This window comes from Pantoea sp. BS_8 (assembly GCF_041954965.1).
GTDB lineage: Bacteria > Pseudomonadota > Gammaproteobacteria > Enterobacterales > Enterobacteriaceae > Pantoea > Pantoea stewartii.
In genome coordinates, this window is the sequence record NZ_JAVAXU010000001.1 from 146,768 (window position 1) to 162,329 (window position 15,562).

The 15,562-nt window shown below is 53.4% G+C and carries 11 protein-coding genes and 1 other RNA gene; 7 read left to right on the forward strand and 5 right to left on the reverse strand.

Annotation, left to right across the window (positions count from 1 at the left end; genetic code table 11):
• Positions 1–63 precede the first annotated feature (63 nt).
• From RAC65_RS00675 to RAC65_RS00685, 3 genes are all read left to right on the forward strand, one after another.
• Positions 64–522, forward strand: coding sequence for an NlpC/P60 family protein (locus tag RAC65_RS00675; RefSeq protein ID WP_058701726.1), 459 nt, complete (start codon positions 64–66; stop codon positions 520–522).
• A gap of 291 nt (positions 523–813) precedes the next feature.
• Positions 814–1,548: an EAL domain-containing protein gene (locus tag RAC65_RS00680; protein WP_006118964.1), complete on the forward strand. Its 735-nt coding sequence runs from the start codon at positions 814–816 to the stop codon at positions 1,546–1,548.
• Between the two features lie 91 nt (positions 1,549–1,639).
• Positions 1,640–3,076 carry a protein adenylyltransferase SelO gene (locus tag RAC65_RS00685; protein WP_058701727.1) on the forward strand — a complete coding sequence of 479 codons (1,437 nt, stop codon included), beginning with the start codon at positions 1,640–1,642 and terminating at the stop codon, positions 3,074–3,076.
• 1 nt (position 3,077) lies between these two features.
• On the opposite strand, the gene RAC65_RS00690 is transcribed toward RAC65_RS00685, so the two are convergent.
• Together RAC65_RS00690 and RAC65_RS00695 are read right to left on the reverse strand one after the other, a co-directional pair.
• Complete coding sequence (locus RAC65_RS00690) at positions 3,078–4,124, reverse strand: 3-deoxy-7-phosphoheptulonate synthase (RefSeq protein ID WP_058701728.1); 1,047 nt, start codon at positions 4,122–4,124, stop codon at positions 3,078–3,080.
• Between the two features lie 151 nt (positions 4,125–4,275).
• A complete protein-coding gene (locus tag RAC65_RS00695; protein ID WP_006118966.1) occupies positions 4,276–5,103 on the reverse strand; it encodes a pyruvate, water dikinase regulatory protein in 828 nt (275 codons plus the stop codon).
• A 439-nt stretch (positions 5,104–5,542) separates the two neighbouring features.
• On the opposite strand from RAC65_RS00695, the gene ppsA reads away from it, so the two are divergent.
• On the forward strand, positions 5,543–7,927 hold the full coding sequence (gene ppsA, locus RAC65_RS00700; protein WP_033741141.1) for a phosphoenolpyruvate synthase: 2,385 nt from the start codon (positions 5,543–5,545) through the stop codon (positions 7,925–7,927).
• 203 nt (positions 7,928–8,130) lie between these two features.
• Here ppsA and rprA read toward each other — a convergent pair.
• Positions 8,131–8,240: antisense sRNA RprA (gene rprA, locus RAC65_RS00705), an RNA gene on the reverse strand.
• Between the two features lie 259 nt (positions 8,241–8,499).
• Positions 8,500–9,594, reverse strand: a complete 1,095-nt coding sequence (gene ydiK, locus RAC65_RS00710; RefSeq protein ID WP_006118968.1) for an AI-2E family transporter YdiK — start codon at positions 9,592–9,594, stop codon at positions 8,500–8,502.
• A gap of 207 nt (positions 9,595–9,801) precedes the next feature.
• Between ydiK and RAC65_RS00715 the strand changes: the two genes are divergently transcribed.
• Entirely contained in the window at positions 9,802–12,855 is a 3,054-nt protein-coding gene (locus RAC65_RS00715; RefSeq protein ID WP_058701729.1) for an FAD-binding and (Fe-S)-binding domain-containing protein, read from the forward strand.
• 30 nt (positions 12,856–12,885) lie between these two features.
• Here RAC65_RS00715 and RAC65_RS00720 read toward each other — a convergent pair whose 3' ends face one another.
• The gene (locus RAC65_RS00720) at positions 12,886–13,290 is read right to left on the reverse strand and encodes a hypothetical protein (protein ID WP_058701730.1); all 405 of its coding nucleotides are present in this window, start codon (positions 13,288–13,290) and stop codon (positions 12,886–12,888) included.
• 391 nt (positions 13,291–13,681) lie between these two features.
• Here RAC65_RS00720 and sufA point away from each other — a divergent pair, with 391 nt between their 5' ends.
• Both sufA and sufB read left to right on the forward strand, forming a co-directional pair.
• Positions 13,682–14,056: a Fe-S cluster assembly scaffold SufA gene (sufA, locus tag RAC65_RS00725; protein WP_006118971.1), complete on the forward strand. Its 375-nt coding sequence runs from the start codon at positions 13,682–13,684 to the stop codon at positions 14,054–14,056.
• Positions 14,057–14,063: 7 nt separating this feature from the next.
• Positions 14,064–15,557 (forward strand): Fe-S cluster assembly protein SufB, encoded by a 1,494-nt coding sequence (sufB, locus tag RAC65_RS00730; protein WP_033741147.1) that lies wholly within the window; start codon positions 14,064–14,066, stop codon positions 15,555–15,557.
• The last annotated feature ends 5 nt before the right edge of the window (positions 15,558–15,562 follow it).

Genomic DNA, 15,562 nt, shown 5'->3' on the forward strand with positions numbered 1-15,562 from the left:
TTGCCACGTGGCGGGCTTTGCCGCTACATTTACCCCGTTATAACTGATTAAGGATGAGCTGTGATGCGCATGGGGTTGCTGTTCGTGGTGTTACTGTTGGTGGGCTGTAGCCATCGTGCACCGCCTGTCAATGGTCGCCTCTCTGACTCCATTACCGTTATCGCGCAGCTCAACGATCAACTGGGGAGCTGGCGGGGAACACCGTATCGCTATGGTGGCATGAGCCGCAAGGGTGTTGACTGCTCGGGTTTTGTCTATCTGACATTTCGGGATAAGTTTGATTTGCAGCTCCCACGCAGTACCGCCGCCCAGAGTGATATCGGCACGCGTATCAGCAAAGAGGACCTTCTGCCCGGCGACCTGGTGTTCTTCAGGACCGGCAGTGGCGAAAATGGCTTACATGTGGGCATTTACGACACGGATAACGCCTTCATCCATGCTTCAACCAGTCAGGGCGTCATTCGGTCCTCGCTGGATAATGTCTACTGGCAAAAAGTGTTTTGGCAGGCGCGACGCATATAATTTGTCAACCTAAGCCCGCCCGGTTAGTGCGGATTAATTCAGAAAATGACCGGATCTAAAAAATATTCCTAATTTGGCTTTAACCAACTCATTTTATTTATAACATTGGGAGCGGGAATCTTTTTCATACTTTACAGAATTGTCCCAAAAATTATTTGGCTTAAAGTTTATTTTCTTAAAACTAAAGCCAGTAATGGCCTAAAAATATCTATCTCATCAGTCCTTTGCTACTATTGCCAGTAAGTTTTTAATCATATACGATGCACTATCGCCACATATACTGGCTGTAAAATGAAAATTCATCTGTCGGCCGACTATGAGTCGGAAATTTGGTTTTATGCCGCCTGTTCCCAGGAAGGGCACTTAACCGCTATTGAGCTGGCTACCCAGTTCGTCCACGAAAGTGCGCCTATCACGTTGCCGCAGGATGTTCTGTTGCCGCAGCTTGATGAGACACAGCGCCTGCGCCTGCTGCAGCGGCAGGTTTCGTTACTGGAAAAGCATCAGACCTTTTTCGAAACGCACAATCTGCTGGCCTTTATGCCCACAGACGAGGGCATGGCAAGCACCCTGCTCGAAAGTGAGTTTCTGACGCGTAAAATAAAACAACTGCCCTTTTTAAGGTTGGATATCAGCGAAACGTTTCTCTCGCTCCATTTGGGAAAAAATAATCCGCTTCTCGCGGCGTTATATGGTGAGTTTAAATTGTCTCTGTCGCATTTTGGCGCGGGGAAATCGTCGACGACTGCCGTTTACGATAATCTGTTTAGCTGTATCAGGCTGGATAAACACTTTATTCAGTCGCTTGCTAAACGTGCTTCTTTTTTACCATTTATGCAAAGCATCATTGATAATTTCCGTAGCCATTGCGATCGGATGATTATTTGTGGCGTAGATGACGAAATTTTACTGGATAAAGTTAGCCATCTAAGTAATGTGCATCTGCAGGGGGCCTTGTTCCCGGTGGTGAAATCTGATGCGTTTGAGTCCTTGATCTACTCCGAGCAATTCCTGCACTCTCCCTGATATTTGCACGACTGTCGCCTGTTTAATCCCGGCTATCAACGCTACACTGTGGGTTTTATCATACGATACCCGGTGTCGTTTGGGAGTAGACATGGTCTTTGACAACAGCTGGTTTCGAGAGCTTTCGGGTACTTATACCGCCTTACATCCCACCCCGCTTGCCGGTGGCAGACTGTTATATCACAACGGTCCGCTGGCGCACGAAATGGCGCTGGAGAGCGATCTGTTTACCGTGCAGGGGCACGGTGTCTGGTACGGTGCGTCACTGTTGCCGGGTATGCAACCGCTGGCGCAGGTATACAGTGGCCATCAGTTCGGCGTCTGGGCAGGTCAGCTGGGTGACGGGCGCGGCATTCTGCTGGGTGAGCAGCGCCAGCAAGACGGCAGCCGTCTCGACTGGCATTTAAAAGGCGCAGGGCTGACGCCGTATTCGCGCATGGGCGATGGTCGTGCTGTGGTGCGCTCGACGGTGCGTGAGTTTCTGGCCTCGGAGGCGCTGCACCATCTGGGGATCCCGACCACGCGCGCGTTAACGATAGCCATCAGCGATGAGCCGGTTTACCGTGAAACCGCTGAGCGCGGTGCAATGCTGATGCGGATCGCGCCGAGTCATCTGCGCTTTGGCCATTTCGAACACTTCTTTTACAGCCAGCAGCCTGACAAGGTCAAACAGCTGGCGGAGTATGCCATTCGTCATCACTGGCCGCATCTGACGGAGGACGCCGACCGTTATTATCTGTGGTTCGCCGATATCGTCCTGCGCACAGCACGCCTGATTGCGCAGTGGCAGAGCGTGGGCTTTGCGCATGGTGTGATGAATACCGACAACATGTCGATCCTTGGCCTGACGATGGATTACGGCCCTTACGGTTTTCTGGATGACTATCAGCCGGACTTTATCTGTAATCACAGTGATTACCAGGGGCGCTACAGCTTCGAGAATCAGCCGATGATCGGTCTGTGGAACCTTAATCGTCTGGCGCATGCCCTGTCAGGATTACTCAGTACAGAGCAGCTAAAGCAGGCGCTGAGCGGTTATGAAAACGAACTGATGCGCGTCTGGGGCCAGCGGATGCGGGCGAAACTGGGCTTTCTGACCGAAGAGGCAGGGGATAACGCGATTCTGACCGGTCTGCTCAGCTTAATGAGTCAGGAACGGCGCGATTATACGCTGACGTTCCGCCTGCTCAGTGAAACGCAGCAGTCAGAACAGCGATCGCCGTTACGGGATGAATTTATCGATCGCGCTGCCTTTGATCGCTGGTATCAGGATTACCGCACCCGTTTGTTGCAGGAGCAGGTCAGCGATGCGACGCGCCAGCAGGTGATGAAAGCGGCCAATCCGGCGCTGGTCTTGCGAAATTATCTGGCACAGCAGGCGATCGAGGCGGCGGAGCAGGGTGAGAGCGGGGCGCTGGCCCGTTTACATCAGGCGCTTCAGCAGCCCTTCAGTGACGCGACGGCCGCTGAGTATCGTCAACGGCCGCCGGACTGGGGCAAATCACTGGAAGTCAGTTGTTCCAGCTAAGTTATAAACGGTGAGTAACTGCCTCAGCTAACAGGGCCAGTACAGCTTCGCTGTCTTGCCAGTTGAGGCAGGGATCGGTGATGGACTGACCGTACGTCAGGGGCTCACCGCTCACCACTTTCTGATTGCCTTCTTCGATAAAACTTTCGATCATCACGCCCGCTACCGCGCGTGAACCTCCTTTGATCTGTTCAGCCACATCAGCAGCAACGTCGCGCTGACGACGATGCTGTTTCAGGCAGTTGCCGTGGCTGAAATCAATCACCAGCTGTGGCGCTAAGCCGAATTCATTCAGGCAGGCAGTCGCCTCGGCGACATCGGCGGCATGATAATTGGGCTGTTTACCGCCACGTAAAATCACATGGCCGTGCGGGTTGCCGCTGGTCTGGTAAATGGTCATCTGCCCCTGTTTATCCGGCGACAGGAACATATGGCTGGTTCGGGCAGCGCGAATGGCATCCACAGCAATACGCACATTGCCATCGGTGCCGTTTTTGAAGCCGACAGGACAGGAGAGCGCAGAGGCCATTTCACGATGGATCTGGCTTTCAGTGGTGCGGGCTCCAATGGCCCCCCAGCTGATCAGATCGGCAATAAACTGCCCGATCACCATATCCAGAAATTCCGTTGCTGTGGGTAAGCCGAGGGCGTTGATATCAATCAGTAGTTTACGGGCAATGCCGATGCCGCGGTTCACATCAAAGCTACCGTCCAGATCCGGATCGGAGATCAGGCCTTTCCAGCCGACCACCGTACGTGGCTTTTCAAAATAGGCCCGCATCACGATTTCCAGCCGGTCCTGATACTGCTCGCGCAGCGCATTTAAACGCCGGGCATAGTCTAAAGCCGCCACCGGGTCATGCAGGGAGCAGGGACCAATCACGACCAGCAGACGGGGATCGTCGCCCGTGAGGATGCGCGCAATGCGCTTGCGTGCTGCGGTGATATTATCGGCCATGGCGGAGGAAAGCGGATATTCAGCTGCCAGACTGGCAGGAGAGATCAGGCTGCCAATGCGCGCCGTGCGCAGTTCGTCAGTTTTATTCATGGTGTTCTCTAAATGTGTTCTTCGCAGCGGTGGAATACCGGGAAGTGATGAGGGTCACAATAAACCATTAGCTTGTGAATTCAAGCATCAACGTGACAATGGCAGGCAAAATTACGGCAGCGCCACGTTACAGGGCGCTGCCGGCGGCGGATCAGTACATGCGGCGCGTCAGGCCCATAATATCGAGGATCTTGGTGGCGATCTCTTCCACGGAATAGTTGGTACTGTTGAGATAGCGAATCTGGTGGGTACGGAACAGCGCTTCCACTTCGCCCACCTCCAGTCGACACTGACGCAGGGAAGCATAGCGGGTATTTTCCGCGCGTTCCTGACGTATGGCCGCCAGGCGTTCCGGGTCAATTGTCAGACCAAACAGTTTATGCTGATGCTGGCGCAGAGCGGGCGGCAGTTTCAGGTTATCCATATCATCGGCAATAAACGGATAGTTCGCGGCACGAATACCAAACTGCATCGCCAGATAGAGGCTGGTGGGGGTTTTACCACAACGGGAAACGCCTAACAGAATGACCTGCGCGTCTTCCAGGCCGCGCAGTGAAATGCCGTCATCATGTGCCAGGGTGTAATCGATCGCCGCAATACGCGCATCGTATTTGCCCAGATTGCTGGCATCCAGTCCGTGCGTTCGGTGTGCGACCGGAGCCGGTGCGAGACCAAGCTCCTGCTGAAGCGGAGCGACCAGCGCCTGAACAATGTCCTGACAAAACCCGTCACTTTGCAGAATGATGTCGCGCACTTCCGGCGTGACGATAGAAAAAAAGACCAGTGGACGCACGCCGCTTTGCTGAAAAAGGGCATTGATCTGCGCTTTAACCGCCTGCGCGCGCTGAACATTCTCAACAAACGGCAGGGTGACACTGTTGGTGTTAACGGGAAACTGCGATAGCACCGCGTGGCCTAATACTTCGGCGGTAATCGCAGTGCCGTCGGAGATATAAAAAACGCTTCTGTCGGTGGTCATGGAGCAGGCCTCGTGCAAGGAAGTCGTGAAAAGACGGAGCAGGGTTAAGTTCAGGCGCGCGAATCCCAGCGGGGGCATGTGAAGTCTGGCTTAACCATTTGTCGTACAGTTTTAGCATAACCGACAGAAAGTATTCCTTTTCTCCGCCACAGATTTGCCATGAAAATCGCGCCTGAAGCTGCCTTTTCCACCCGCCTTGTTGCGCAACAAAAACGACGCTTTAGAGGACCCTGAAATGAAAAATACTTTTAAATGAGTGGGTTGTGATAAAAACAATCCTTTGCGCAACGTCTTAAAAAAGCGGGTTATAGTCTGAAACTGCCGTGCAGAATCTGCTTTAACGATTCAACAGATCGTGTTTGCCAAAACGTTATGCCAGGCTGATTGTGTTAATAGCAGGATTTTCCATGTGCCCATTCATTAATAAAGGATCAGTTCAATGTCCAATAAAGGCGAACAGCCGTTAGTACTCTGGTACAACCAGCTTGGCATGCATGATGTTGATCGGGTAGGAGGCAAAAATGCGTCTCTGGGTGAGATGATTACTAATTTATCCTCTCTGGGGGTTTCGGTACCCAATGGTTTCGCGACCACCTCCTGGGCCTTTAATCAGTTTCTTGAGCAGAGCGGTCTGAACCAGCGTATTTATGCATTGCTGGATGACACCAATATTGATGATGTTGATCAACTGGCGAAAGCAGGTAAGCAGATTCGTCAGTGGGTCGTCGAAACGCCCTTCCAGCCTGAACTTGAAGCCGCCATTTTGTCGGCTTACGAACAGCTCTCAGCAGACGATGCCGAGGCCTCTTTTGCCGTACGCTCCTCGGCCACCGCAGAAGATATGCCCGATGCTTCCTTTGCCGGACAACAGGAAACCTTTCTGAACGTGCAGGGCATCGAAGCTGTGATGGTAGCGGTGAAACATGTTTACGCATCCCTGTTTAACGATCGTGCCATCTCTTACCGTGTTCATCAGGGCTACGATCACCGGGGTGTTGCCCTGTCGGCAGGCATACAGCGTATGGTCCGTTCCGATCTGGCCGCATCAGGCGTGATGTTTACCATTGATACGGAATCTGGCTTTGATCAGGTGGTGTTTATCACGGCGGCGCTGGGTCTGGGCGAAATGGTGGTGCAGGGCGCTGTCAACCCGGATGAGTTTTACGTGCATAAACCCACACTGGCCGCGAAGCGTCCGGCAATCGTGCGCCGCAACATGGGCTCGAAAAAAGTGCGGATGGTGTATGCCGATTCACGTGAGCACGGCGAGCAGGTGCGAATCGAGGATGTGCCGGAAACGGAACGCGACCGCTTCTGCCTGAACGACAGCGAAGTTCAGGCGCTGGCACAGCAGGCGGTACTGATCGAGCAGCACTATAAGCGCCCGATGGATATTGAATGGGCAAAAGACGGGCATACCGGCAAGCTGTTCATCGTGCAGGCGCGACCGGAAACCGTGCGCTCAAATGGTCAGGTGATGGAGCGTTACACCCTGCAAGGCCAGGGAAATGTGGTCATTGAAGGCCGTGCAATTGGCCATCGCATTGGTGCCGGGCCGGTTAAGGTGATTCATGACATCAGCGAAATGAACCGTATCGAAAAAGGTGACGTGCTGGTGACCGATATGACCGATCCTGACTGGGAACCGATCATGAAAAAGGCCTCCGCTATTGTCACCAATCGCGGGGGGCGTACCTGTCATGCCGCGATTATAGCGCGTGAATTGGGAATTCCGGCGGTGGTCGGGTGCGGCGATGCCACCGAGCGCCTGAAAGAAGGTCATACCGTGACCGTGTCCTGTGCGGAAGGCGATACCGGCTATGTTTACGACGAACTGCTCGATTTTGACGTGACCAGTTCGCAGGTCGATACCATGCCGGACCTGCCGCTGAAGGTGATGATGAACGTGGGTAACCCGGATCGCGCCTTTGATTTTGCCTGCTTACCCAATGAAGGGGTTGGGCTGGCGCGCCTGGAGTTCATCATCAACCGCATGATCGGTGTGCATCCTAAAGCGCTGCTTGAGTTTGACCAACAACCGCCGGCGTTGCAGCAACACATTCGTCAGCTGATGAAAGGCTTTGACGATCCCGTCGAGTTCTATATTGCGCGCCTGACTGAAGGTATCGCGACCCTGGGCGCGGCATTCGCACCCAAACGGGTGATTGTGCGATTGTCCGACTTCAAAACCAATGAATACGCCAATCTGGTCGGCGGGGAACGGTACGAACCGGAAGAAGAGAACCCCATGCTGGGCTTCCGCGGCGCTGGCCGTTACGTGTCAGAAAGCTTCCGCGACTGTTTTGCGCTTGAGTGTGAAGCGGTGAAGCGGGTGCGAAATGACATGGGACTGACCAATGTCGAGATCATGGTGCCGTTTGTACGTACGGTGGACCAGGCGCAGGCGGTGGTCGAAGAGTTAGGTCGCCAGGGGCTGAAGCGGGGTGAGAACGGACTGAAGGTCATTATGATGTGTGAAATCCCGTCAAATGCTCTGCTGGCGGAGCAGTTTTTACAGCACTTTGACGGCTTCTCCATTGGCTCGAACGACATGACGCAGCTGGCGCTGGGGCTCGATCGTGATTCCGGCGTCGTGTCTGCCCTGTTTGATGAACGCAATGAGGCGGTGAAAGCCTTACTGTCCATGGCGATCAAGGCGGCGAAAAAACAGGGTAAATACGTCGGTATCTGTGGACAAGGGCCTTCGGATCATCAGGATTTTGCGGCCTGGTTGATGGAGCAGGGCATCGACAGTTTGTCACTTAACCCGGATACCGTCGTGGAAACGTGGCTGAGCCTGGCGGCCCTGAATAAGTCTGCCTGACGCGACGTTTACACTGTTACTTTAAGGCCAGCGCAAGCTGGCTTTTTTATTCCCGGCGGAAAAGCAGACGGGTTGATCAGTGCTGACCCGCTCCGGTTGTCGAGATATCACTTGCGCGGAAAGCGTATAAGGGGCGAGGTTGCTCTTCGGCCTGTTCATACAACCTGACCGGTGAAAAAGGGGCGCAACCCCTTTTCGACAGGCAAAAAAAAAGCCCATCACAGGGGATGGGCAAAGACTACACACAGCAATTCTTTACGCTACTCAGGGGAAATAAGGGTGTTTAGAAATCAGTGAGTTGATTTCAAACTTGTTAAATATGTTATTCATACCGCTTGCTGGCGTCTTTAAGAATCCTCTTATTAGTTTAAAGGAAATAATATTTTGACCATCATTAAGAGCGTTGAGGAGAGTTATTATGTATGAAAAATAATCATTTCAGGCCGAAAAATGGGCTTAAAGCGCTAAATATGCGTTTTATCTTAAAAACTACTAATGAAAAAAAGGCTGGTGATATCTTAATCAGCCAGCCTACTTAACCACTACTAATCATATGAAATGCAGAACAGGGCCTATTGATCCGTCTTTTCGTCCAGGGCTTTGAGCGGATCGACCGGTGGTCTGGGCACTTCATTCATCCAGACGGACACCAGGCGATAGGAGACAGCCAGCACGACGGGGCCGATAAACAGTCCGATCATGCCAAACGCGATGAGTCCGCCAATGACACCGGATAAAATAAGAATCAGCGGCAGGTCGGCACCCATACGAATCAGCACGGGACGCAAAATATTGTCCAGTGTTCCGACGACGCAGCTCCACACCAGCAGCACCGTGCCCCAGGTCGTATCGCCGCTCCAGTAGAGATAAACGATGGCGGGCACCAGCACCAGCAGGGGACCAATCTGGACCAGACAGCAGAGGATCATCAGGACGGTCAGCAAGGTCGCATAAGGAATGCCGGAGATGGCCAGCCCGATACCGCCCAGCACGCCCTGTACCAGCGCAGTCACCACCACGCCCAGCGCCACCGCACGTACGGCTTGCCCGGCCAGCAAAACGGCGGCATCACCGCGACGGCCCGCCATGCGCACAGCGAAATGGCGAATTCCCAGCGCCGCCTGTTCACCGCGCCAGTAGAGCAGCACGCTAAACAGCAGCATCACGGCCAGATGAATCATAAACCGGCCAAAGTGTCCGGCCTGCGCAACAAAGAAGCCTGTTGTACGACCGACGTAAGGCTGAAGCTTGGCCATGATGGCCGCACCGCCGCCGGCCACCAGTTTCTGGTAGCTGGCATACAGTTTTTCCCCGACCACAGGAATGTCATTCAGCCAGCTCAGCGTCGGCAGCATATGGCCCTGCGTCGCCCAGGCAATTACCGGAGCACTGTTATCAATCAGGCTGTTCACCAGCAGGGCAACCGGAATAATAAACAGCAACAGAAGCAGAATGGTCATCACAATGACGGCCAGAGAACGCCGGCCCCAGAGCAGTCGCTGAATTCTCAGCATCAACGGCCAGGTTGCAATCACTACCATGCTGGCCCAGGCGAAGCCGAGGATAAAAGGTTGCACCACCCATAAGCAGGCGGCAATCAACAGCAAAATGAATATCAGAGTGAACAACATTTGGGGAAGGTCTATCTGCCGTTCCAGGCTTTTCATCTTAAGCATTACCTCTTTGAGATCCGTCAACGCAGGGGATGACAGTGACCCGTCATCATGAGCTATTTGAGGGCGTTTAAACAGGCTTGTAAAGAAATGGTTTCAGCCTTTCCTGAAAAAACGACAGGGCTGACAGAAATGTGATAAAACAGGAGATTAACGCACGCGACAGACGCAAACCTACACAACATCTTTGGTCACAGAATCATGATCCCACAGATTTCTCAGGCACCGGGTCTTATCCAGCGGGTGCTGACATTCCTTGAAACCCTCAAAGAACAGGGCTTCACCGGCGATACCGCCACCAGTTATGCCGACAGGCTTTCTCTCTCAACCGACAACAGCATCTATCAGCTGCTGCCCGATGCGGTGCTGTTTCCGCGCTCGACGGCTGATGTCGCGTTGATTGCCCGCGTAGCGGGGGACCCGGCGTTCTCGAGTCTGGTTTTCACCCCGCGCGGTGGCGGGACCGGCACTAACGGCCAGTCACTGAATCAGGGCATTATTGTGGATATGTCCCGCTACATGAACCGTATCCTGGAGGTTAACACCGAGCAGGGATGGGTGCGTGTAGAAGCGGGCGTGGTTAAAGATCAACTTAACGCGTATCTGAAACCGTTTGGTTACTTTTTCTCGCCAGAGTTGTCGACCAGTAACCGTGCGACGCTGGGCGGCATGATCAATACCGATGCCTCCGGCCAGGGATCGCTGGTGTATGGTAAAACCTCTGATCATGTTCTTGGGTTGCGGGCGGTCCTGCTGGGGGGCGATATTCTGGATACCCGGCCCATGCCCACGGCGCTGGCCGAAAGCCTGGCGCAAACGCCCACGCCAGAGGGCCGCATCTATCAGCAGGTTCTGACGCGATGTCGCGAACAGCGTGACCTGATTCTGGAAAAATTTCCCAAACTGAACCGCTTCCTGACCGGCTACGATTTGCGTCATGTCTTCAGCGACGATATGCAAACGTTTGACCTGACGCGCCTGCTGTGCGGCGCAGAAGGCACGCTGGCCTTTATCAGTGAAGCCCGGCTGGACATTACGCCCCTGCCTAAAGTGCGGCGCGTGGTGAATATCAAATACGACTCCTTTGATTCTGCTTTGCGCAATGCGCCTCTGATGGTACAGGCGCAGGCTCTTTCCGTCGAAACGGTGGACTCGAAAGTGCTCAATCTGGCACGGGAGGACATCGTCTGGCACTCGGTGAAAGCGCTGATCACCGATGTTCCCGACAAAACGATGTCAGGGCTGAATATTGTGGAGTTTGCCGGGGATGACGAAGCGAAAATTGAGCAGCAACTGACGCAACTCTGCAGCCGACTTGATGCGCTGATCGCGCAGCAGGAAGGCGGCGTCATTGGCTATCAACGCTGTAACGACCTGGACAGCATCGAACGCATTTATAACATGCGTAAAAAAGCGGTGGGATTATTGGGCAATGCGAAAGGGCGGGCGAAACCGATTCCGTTTGTCGAAGATACGGCCGTGCCGCCGGAACACCTTGCCGACTACATCGTCGAGTTCCGGGCGCTTCTTGACAGCCATGGACTGAGTTACGGCATGTTTGGCCATGTGGACGCGGGCGTGCTCCATGTCCGGCCGGCGCTGGATATGTGCGATCCGCATCAGGAAATGATGATGAAGCAGATTTCTGATGAGGTGGTCGAACTGACCGCGCGCTATGGCGGTCTGCTGTGGGGCGAACATGGCAAGGGCTTTCGCGCGCAATACAGTCCGGCCTTCTTCGGGGACACCCTGTTCAACGAACTGCGCCGTATCAAAGCGGCGTTCGATCCCGATAACCGGCTGAACCCCGGCAAGATCTGTACGCCTTATAACAGCGATGCGGCGATGATGCAGGTGGATGCCACCAAACGCGGCAGCTATGACCGCCAGATTCCTGTACAGGTGCGTGACACCTGGCGTGGCGCGATGGAATGTAACGGTAATGGCTTATGCTTCAATTTCGACGTGCGCAGCCCGATGTGCCCCTCGATGAAAATCACGCGCAACCGCATTCATTCACCTAAAGGGCGCGCCACCTTAACACGCGAATGGCTGCGCTTGCTGGCAGAACAGGGCGTGGATCCGGTGATGCTTGAGAAAAAACTGCCGGAGAAGACACTGTCGTTGCGGGGGCTGGTTGGCCGCATGCGGAACACCTGGTATGCGAATAAAGGGGAATATGATTTTTCGCATGAAGTGAAGGATGCCATGTCAGGCTGCCTGGCCTGTAAGGCCTGTTCAACCCAGTGCCCGATTAAAATTGACGTGCCGGCTTTCCGCTCGCGTTTTTTGCAGCTTTATCATACGCGCTATCTTCGTCCCCTGAGCGATCATCTGGTGGCCGCGGTGGAAAGCTATGCGCCCGTGATGGCAAAAGCGCCTACGGTCTTTAACTTCTTCCTTAAACAGCCCTGGGCCGCATCGTTCAGCAAAACGCACATTGGCATGGTGGATTTGCCCTTGCTTTCCTCACCCACTCTCAAACAGCAGCTGAGCGGCCATCCGGCAATGCAGATGACGCTGGAACAGCTTGAAGGGCTGACGGAGGCGCAGCGGGCGAAAACGGTGCTGGTGGTGCAGGATCCCTTTACCAGCTTCTATGAGGCCCGGCTGGTCAGCGACTTTATCAAACTGATTGAGAAACTCGGCTATCAACCTGTTCTGTTGCCCTTCTCGCCAAACGGTAAGGCACAACACGTTAAAGGCTTTTTACAACGCTTTGCCCGCACGGCCAGTAAAACCGCCGATTTTCTCAATCGCGTCGCCCGGCTGGGCATGCCAATGGTCGGCATCGATCCCGCAACGGTCCTGTGTTATCGCGATGAATATCGCCAGACGCTGGGGGAGGCGCGGGGCGATTTCAATGTGCTGTTGGTGCATGAATGGTTGCAGAATGCGGTGCAGGAACGTGACGTCCAGATTGCCAGCGGCGAAGCCTGGTATCTGTTTGCGCACTGCACCGAAGTCACCGCCTTGCCTGCAACACCCGGTCAGTGGCAGGCGATTTTTTTACGTTTTGGTGCAAAGCTGGAAAACATCAACGTGGGCTGCTGTGGCATGGCGGGCACTTACGGACACGAGAGCAAAAATCTGGACAACTCGCTGGGCATTTACGCGCTCTCATGGCATCCGCAGTTGCAAAAGCTGCCGCGTCAACGCTGTCTGGCAACCGGTTTTTCCTGCCGGAGCCAGGTTAAACGTGTTGAAGGCAATGGCATGCGCCATCCGCTTCAGGCTCTGCTTGAGCTGGTGTAAAAAGGCAGGAGACGTCAACCGCAGGCTGGATTAGAATATCCAGCCTGCATGTTTGACAAAGTTACTCTGGAGCACCGTCGCCTGTTCCCATTCACCTGTAATGGCCAGCTGGTGGCATAGCCGGGTCAGTGACAGTCTTGCCAGCTGGTAAGCCTGAATGCGAAACAGCCGATCCCGGTCGGGATTTTGCATTTCTACGACCAGTCGGTGATGAAGCTTACCCATGGCATGCAAATAACTCTGGTCGTCACCGTTCAGTTGGCAAAGTTCTGCCATATCCAGACAGGTATCATTGAACTGACGTAACTGCTGAAAGGTACACTCAGCCCGGTCAAGTCTGGCCTGCGCCAGGTAAAAATCGACAGTGAGATCGCGAACCGAAAAACGGTATTCATCAAGTTTGTGCTGAAGCCAGGCGGAAACCGATAACGACATAACGCATCCTGATGCTGAATGATAATAATTATCATATTCAACTGAACAGCGATTGCAATTGGCAAATGAGAATTTTTTTCCGATTTATTTCACCTGTCGGTATAATCGGAAATAACAATCTGTTTACAACACAGAAAGGCGTAACCTATCAATAAAGGGTTTATCATAAAGTGATGATTTTAAAATTCACCAGTTATTAACAGGTTACGGGGTCGTGCTTCCTGCCTGTTTTGCGAATGCAAGCCTGGCTGAAGACGCTATGCTTAATAAATGCGCTGTTAAAAACAGCACCTAATGATTATCCCTGCAAAACAAGAGGTTGAAGTGATCAGTGAGATCACTACCATAGGGGGATAGCCTGAAAAGGTCCGGACTCACAAGAGGTAGCAACATGTCATCCGTGAATGCAGACTCTTTCTCACCTGACGAATATGTGTGGAAAGGGTTAACGCTGACCGAAACCGCAGCGAAACAAATTCTAAATCTGGCCGCAGAAAACCCAGAAGTCAAGGGCCTGCGTTTAGCGATTAAACAATCCGGTTGTGCCGGCTTTGGTTATGTCATGGATCTGGTGAAGCAACCAGAAGATGACGACCTGCAGTTTACCTACTACGGCGCAACATTGTTTGTACCGCTTCAGGCGATGCCATTTATCGATGGCACTGAAGTGGATTACGTCCGTGAAGGCCTGAATCAAATTTTTAAATTCAATAACCCTAAAGCTCAACACGCCTGCGGGTGCGGTGAAAGCTTTGGCGTCGAGTAAGTGAAATATGTCACGACACAGCGAAACATCTGACGATGTACAAATGTGGGAAGGCAAGCTCAATTATAAAGAGGGCTTCTTTACCCAGTTGCAAACCGAAGAATTTGCCAACGGCATCAATGAAGATGTCGTGCGCGCAATTTCGGCTAAGCGTAACGAGCCAGAGTGGATGCTGGAGTTTCGGCTTAAAGCTTTTCGTGCCTGGCTGGAAATGGAAGAGCCACACTGGCTGAAAGCGCACTACGAAAAGCTCGACTACCAGGATTACAGTTACTATTCCGCGCCGTCGTGCGGCAACTGTGACGATACCTGTGCGTCGGAGCCGGGAGCCACGCAGGCTTCAGGCGCGGCGCCTGCCAACGATTACCTGACGCAGGAAGTGGAAAACGCCTTCAACCAACTGGGTGTACCGGTGCGCGAAGGCAAGGAAGTGGCGGTTGACGCCATTTTTGACTCGGTGTCGGTGTCCACCACCTACCGTAGCAAGCTGGCGGAACAGGGCATTATCTTCTGCTCGTTCGGTGAAGCCATTCACGATCATCCGGAGCTGGTGAAGAAATATCTGGGCACGGTAGTGCCACCCAACGACAACTTCTTCGCTGCCCTGAATTCAGCGGTTGCGTCAGACGGTACCTTTGTTTACATCCCGAAAGGGGTGCGTTGTCCGATGGAGCTGTCGACCTACTTCCGTATTAACGCGGCGAAAACCGGTCAGTTTGAACGTACCATCCTGATTGCTGATGAAGACAGCTATGTCAGCTACATTGAAGGCTGTTCTGCACCGGTCCGTGACAGCTATCAGCTGCACGCAGCGGTGGTCGAGGTGATCATCCACAAGAATGCGGAAGTGAAATACTCCACCGTGCAGAACTGGTTCCCGGGCGGTGAAGGCGAGGGCGGTATCCTTAACTTCGTGACCAAGCGTGCGCTGTGTGAAGGCGACCACAGTAAAATGTCCTGGACGCAGTCGGAAACCGGGTCGGCCATTACCTGGAAATACCCGAGCTGTATCCTGCGTGGCGATCACTCCGTGGGCGAGTTCTACTCCGTCGCCTTAACCAGCGGACGCCAGCAGGCGGACACCGGTACCAAGATGATTCACATTGGTAAAAACACCCGGTCGACCATTATCTCCAAAGGTATTTCTGCCGGTAAAAGCCAGAACACCTACCGTGGCCTGGTGAAAATCATGCCGACGGCCACCAACGCACGTAACTTTACCCAGTGTGATTCCATGCTGATTGGGCCAGATTGTGGAGCACATACGTTCCCATATGTTGAAACCCGCAACAACACCGCCCAGCTGGAGCATGAAGCGACCACTTCACGTATCGGCGAAGATCAGATGTTCTACTGTCTGCAACGTGGCATCAGTGAAGAAGATGCTATCTCGATGATCGTGAACGGCTTCTGTAAAGACGTATTCTCTGAGCTGCCGCTGGAATTTGCAGTGGAAGCACAAAAACTGTTAGCCATCAGCCTTGAGCACAGTGTGGGCTGATTGAC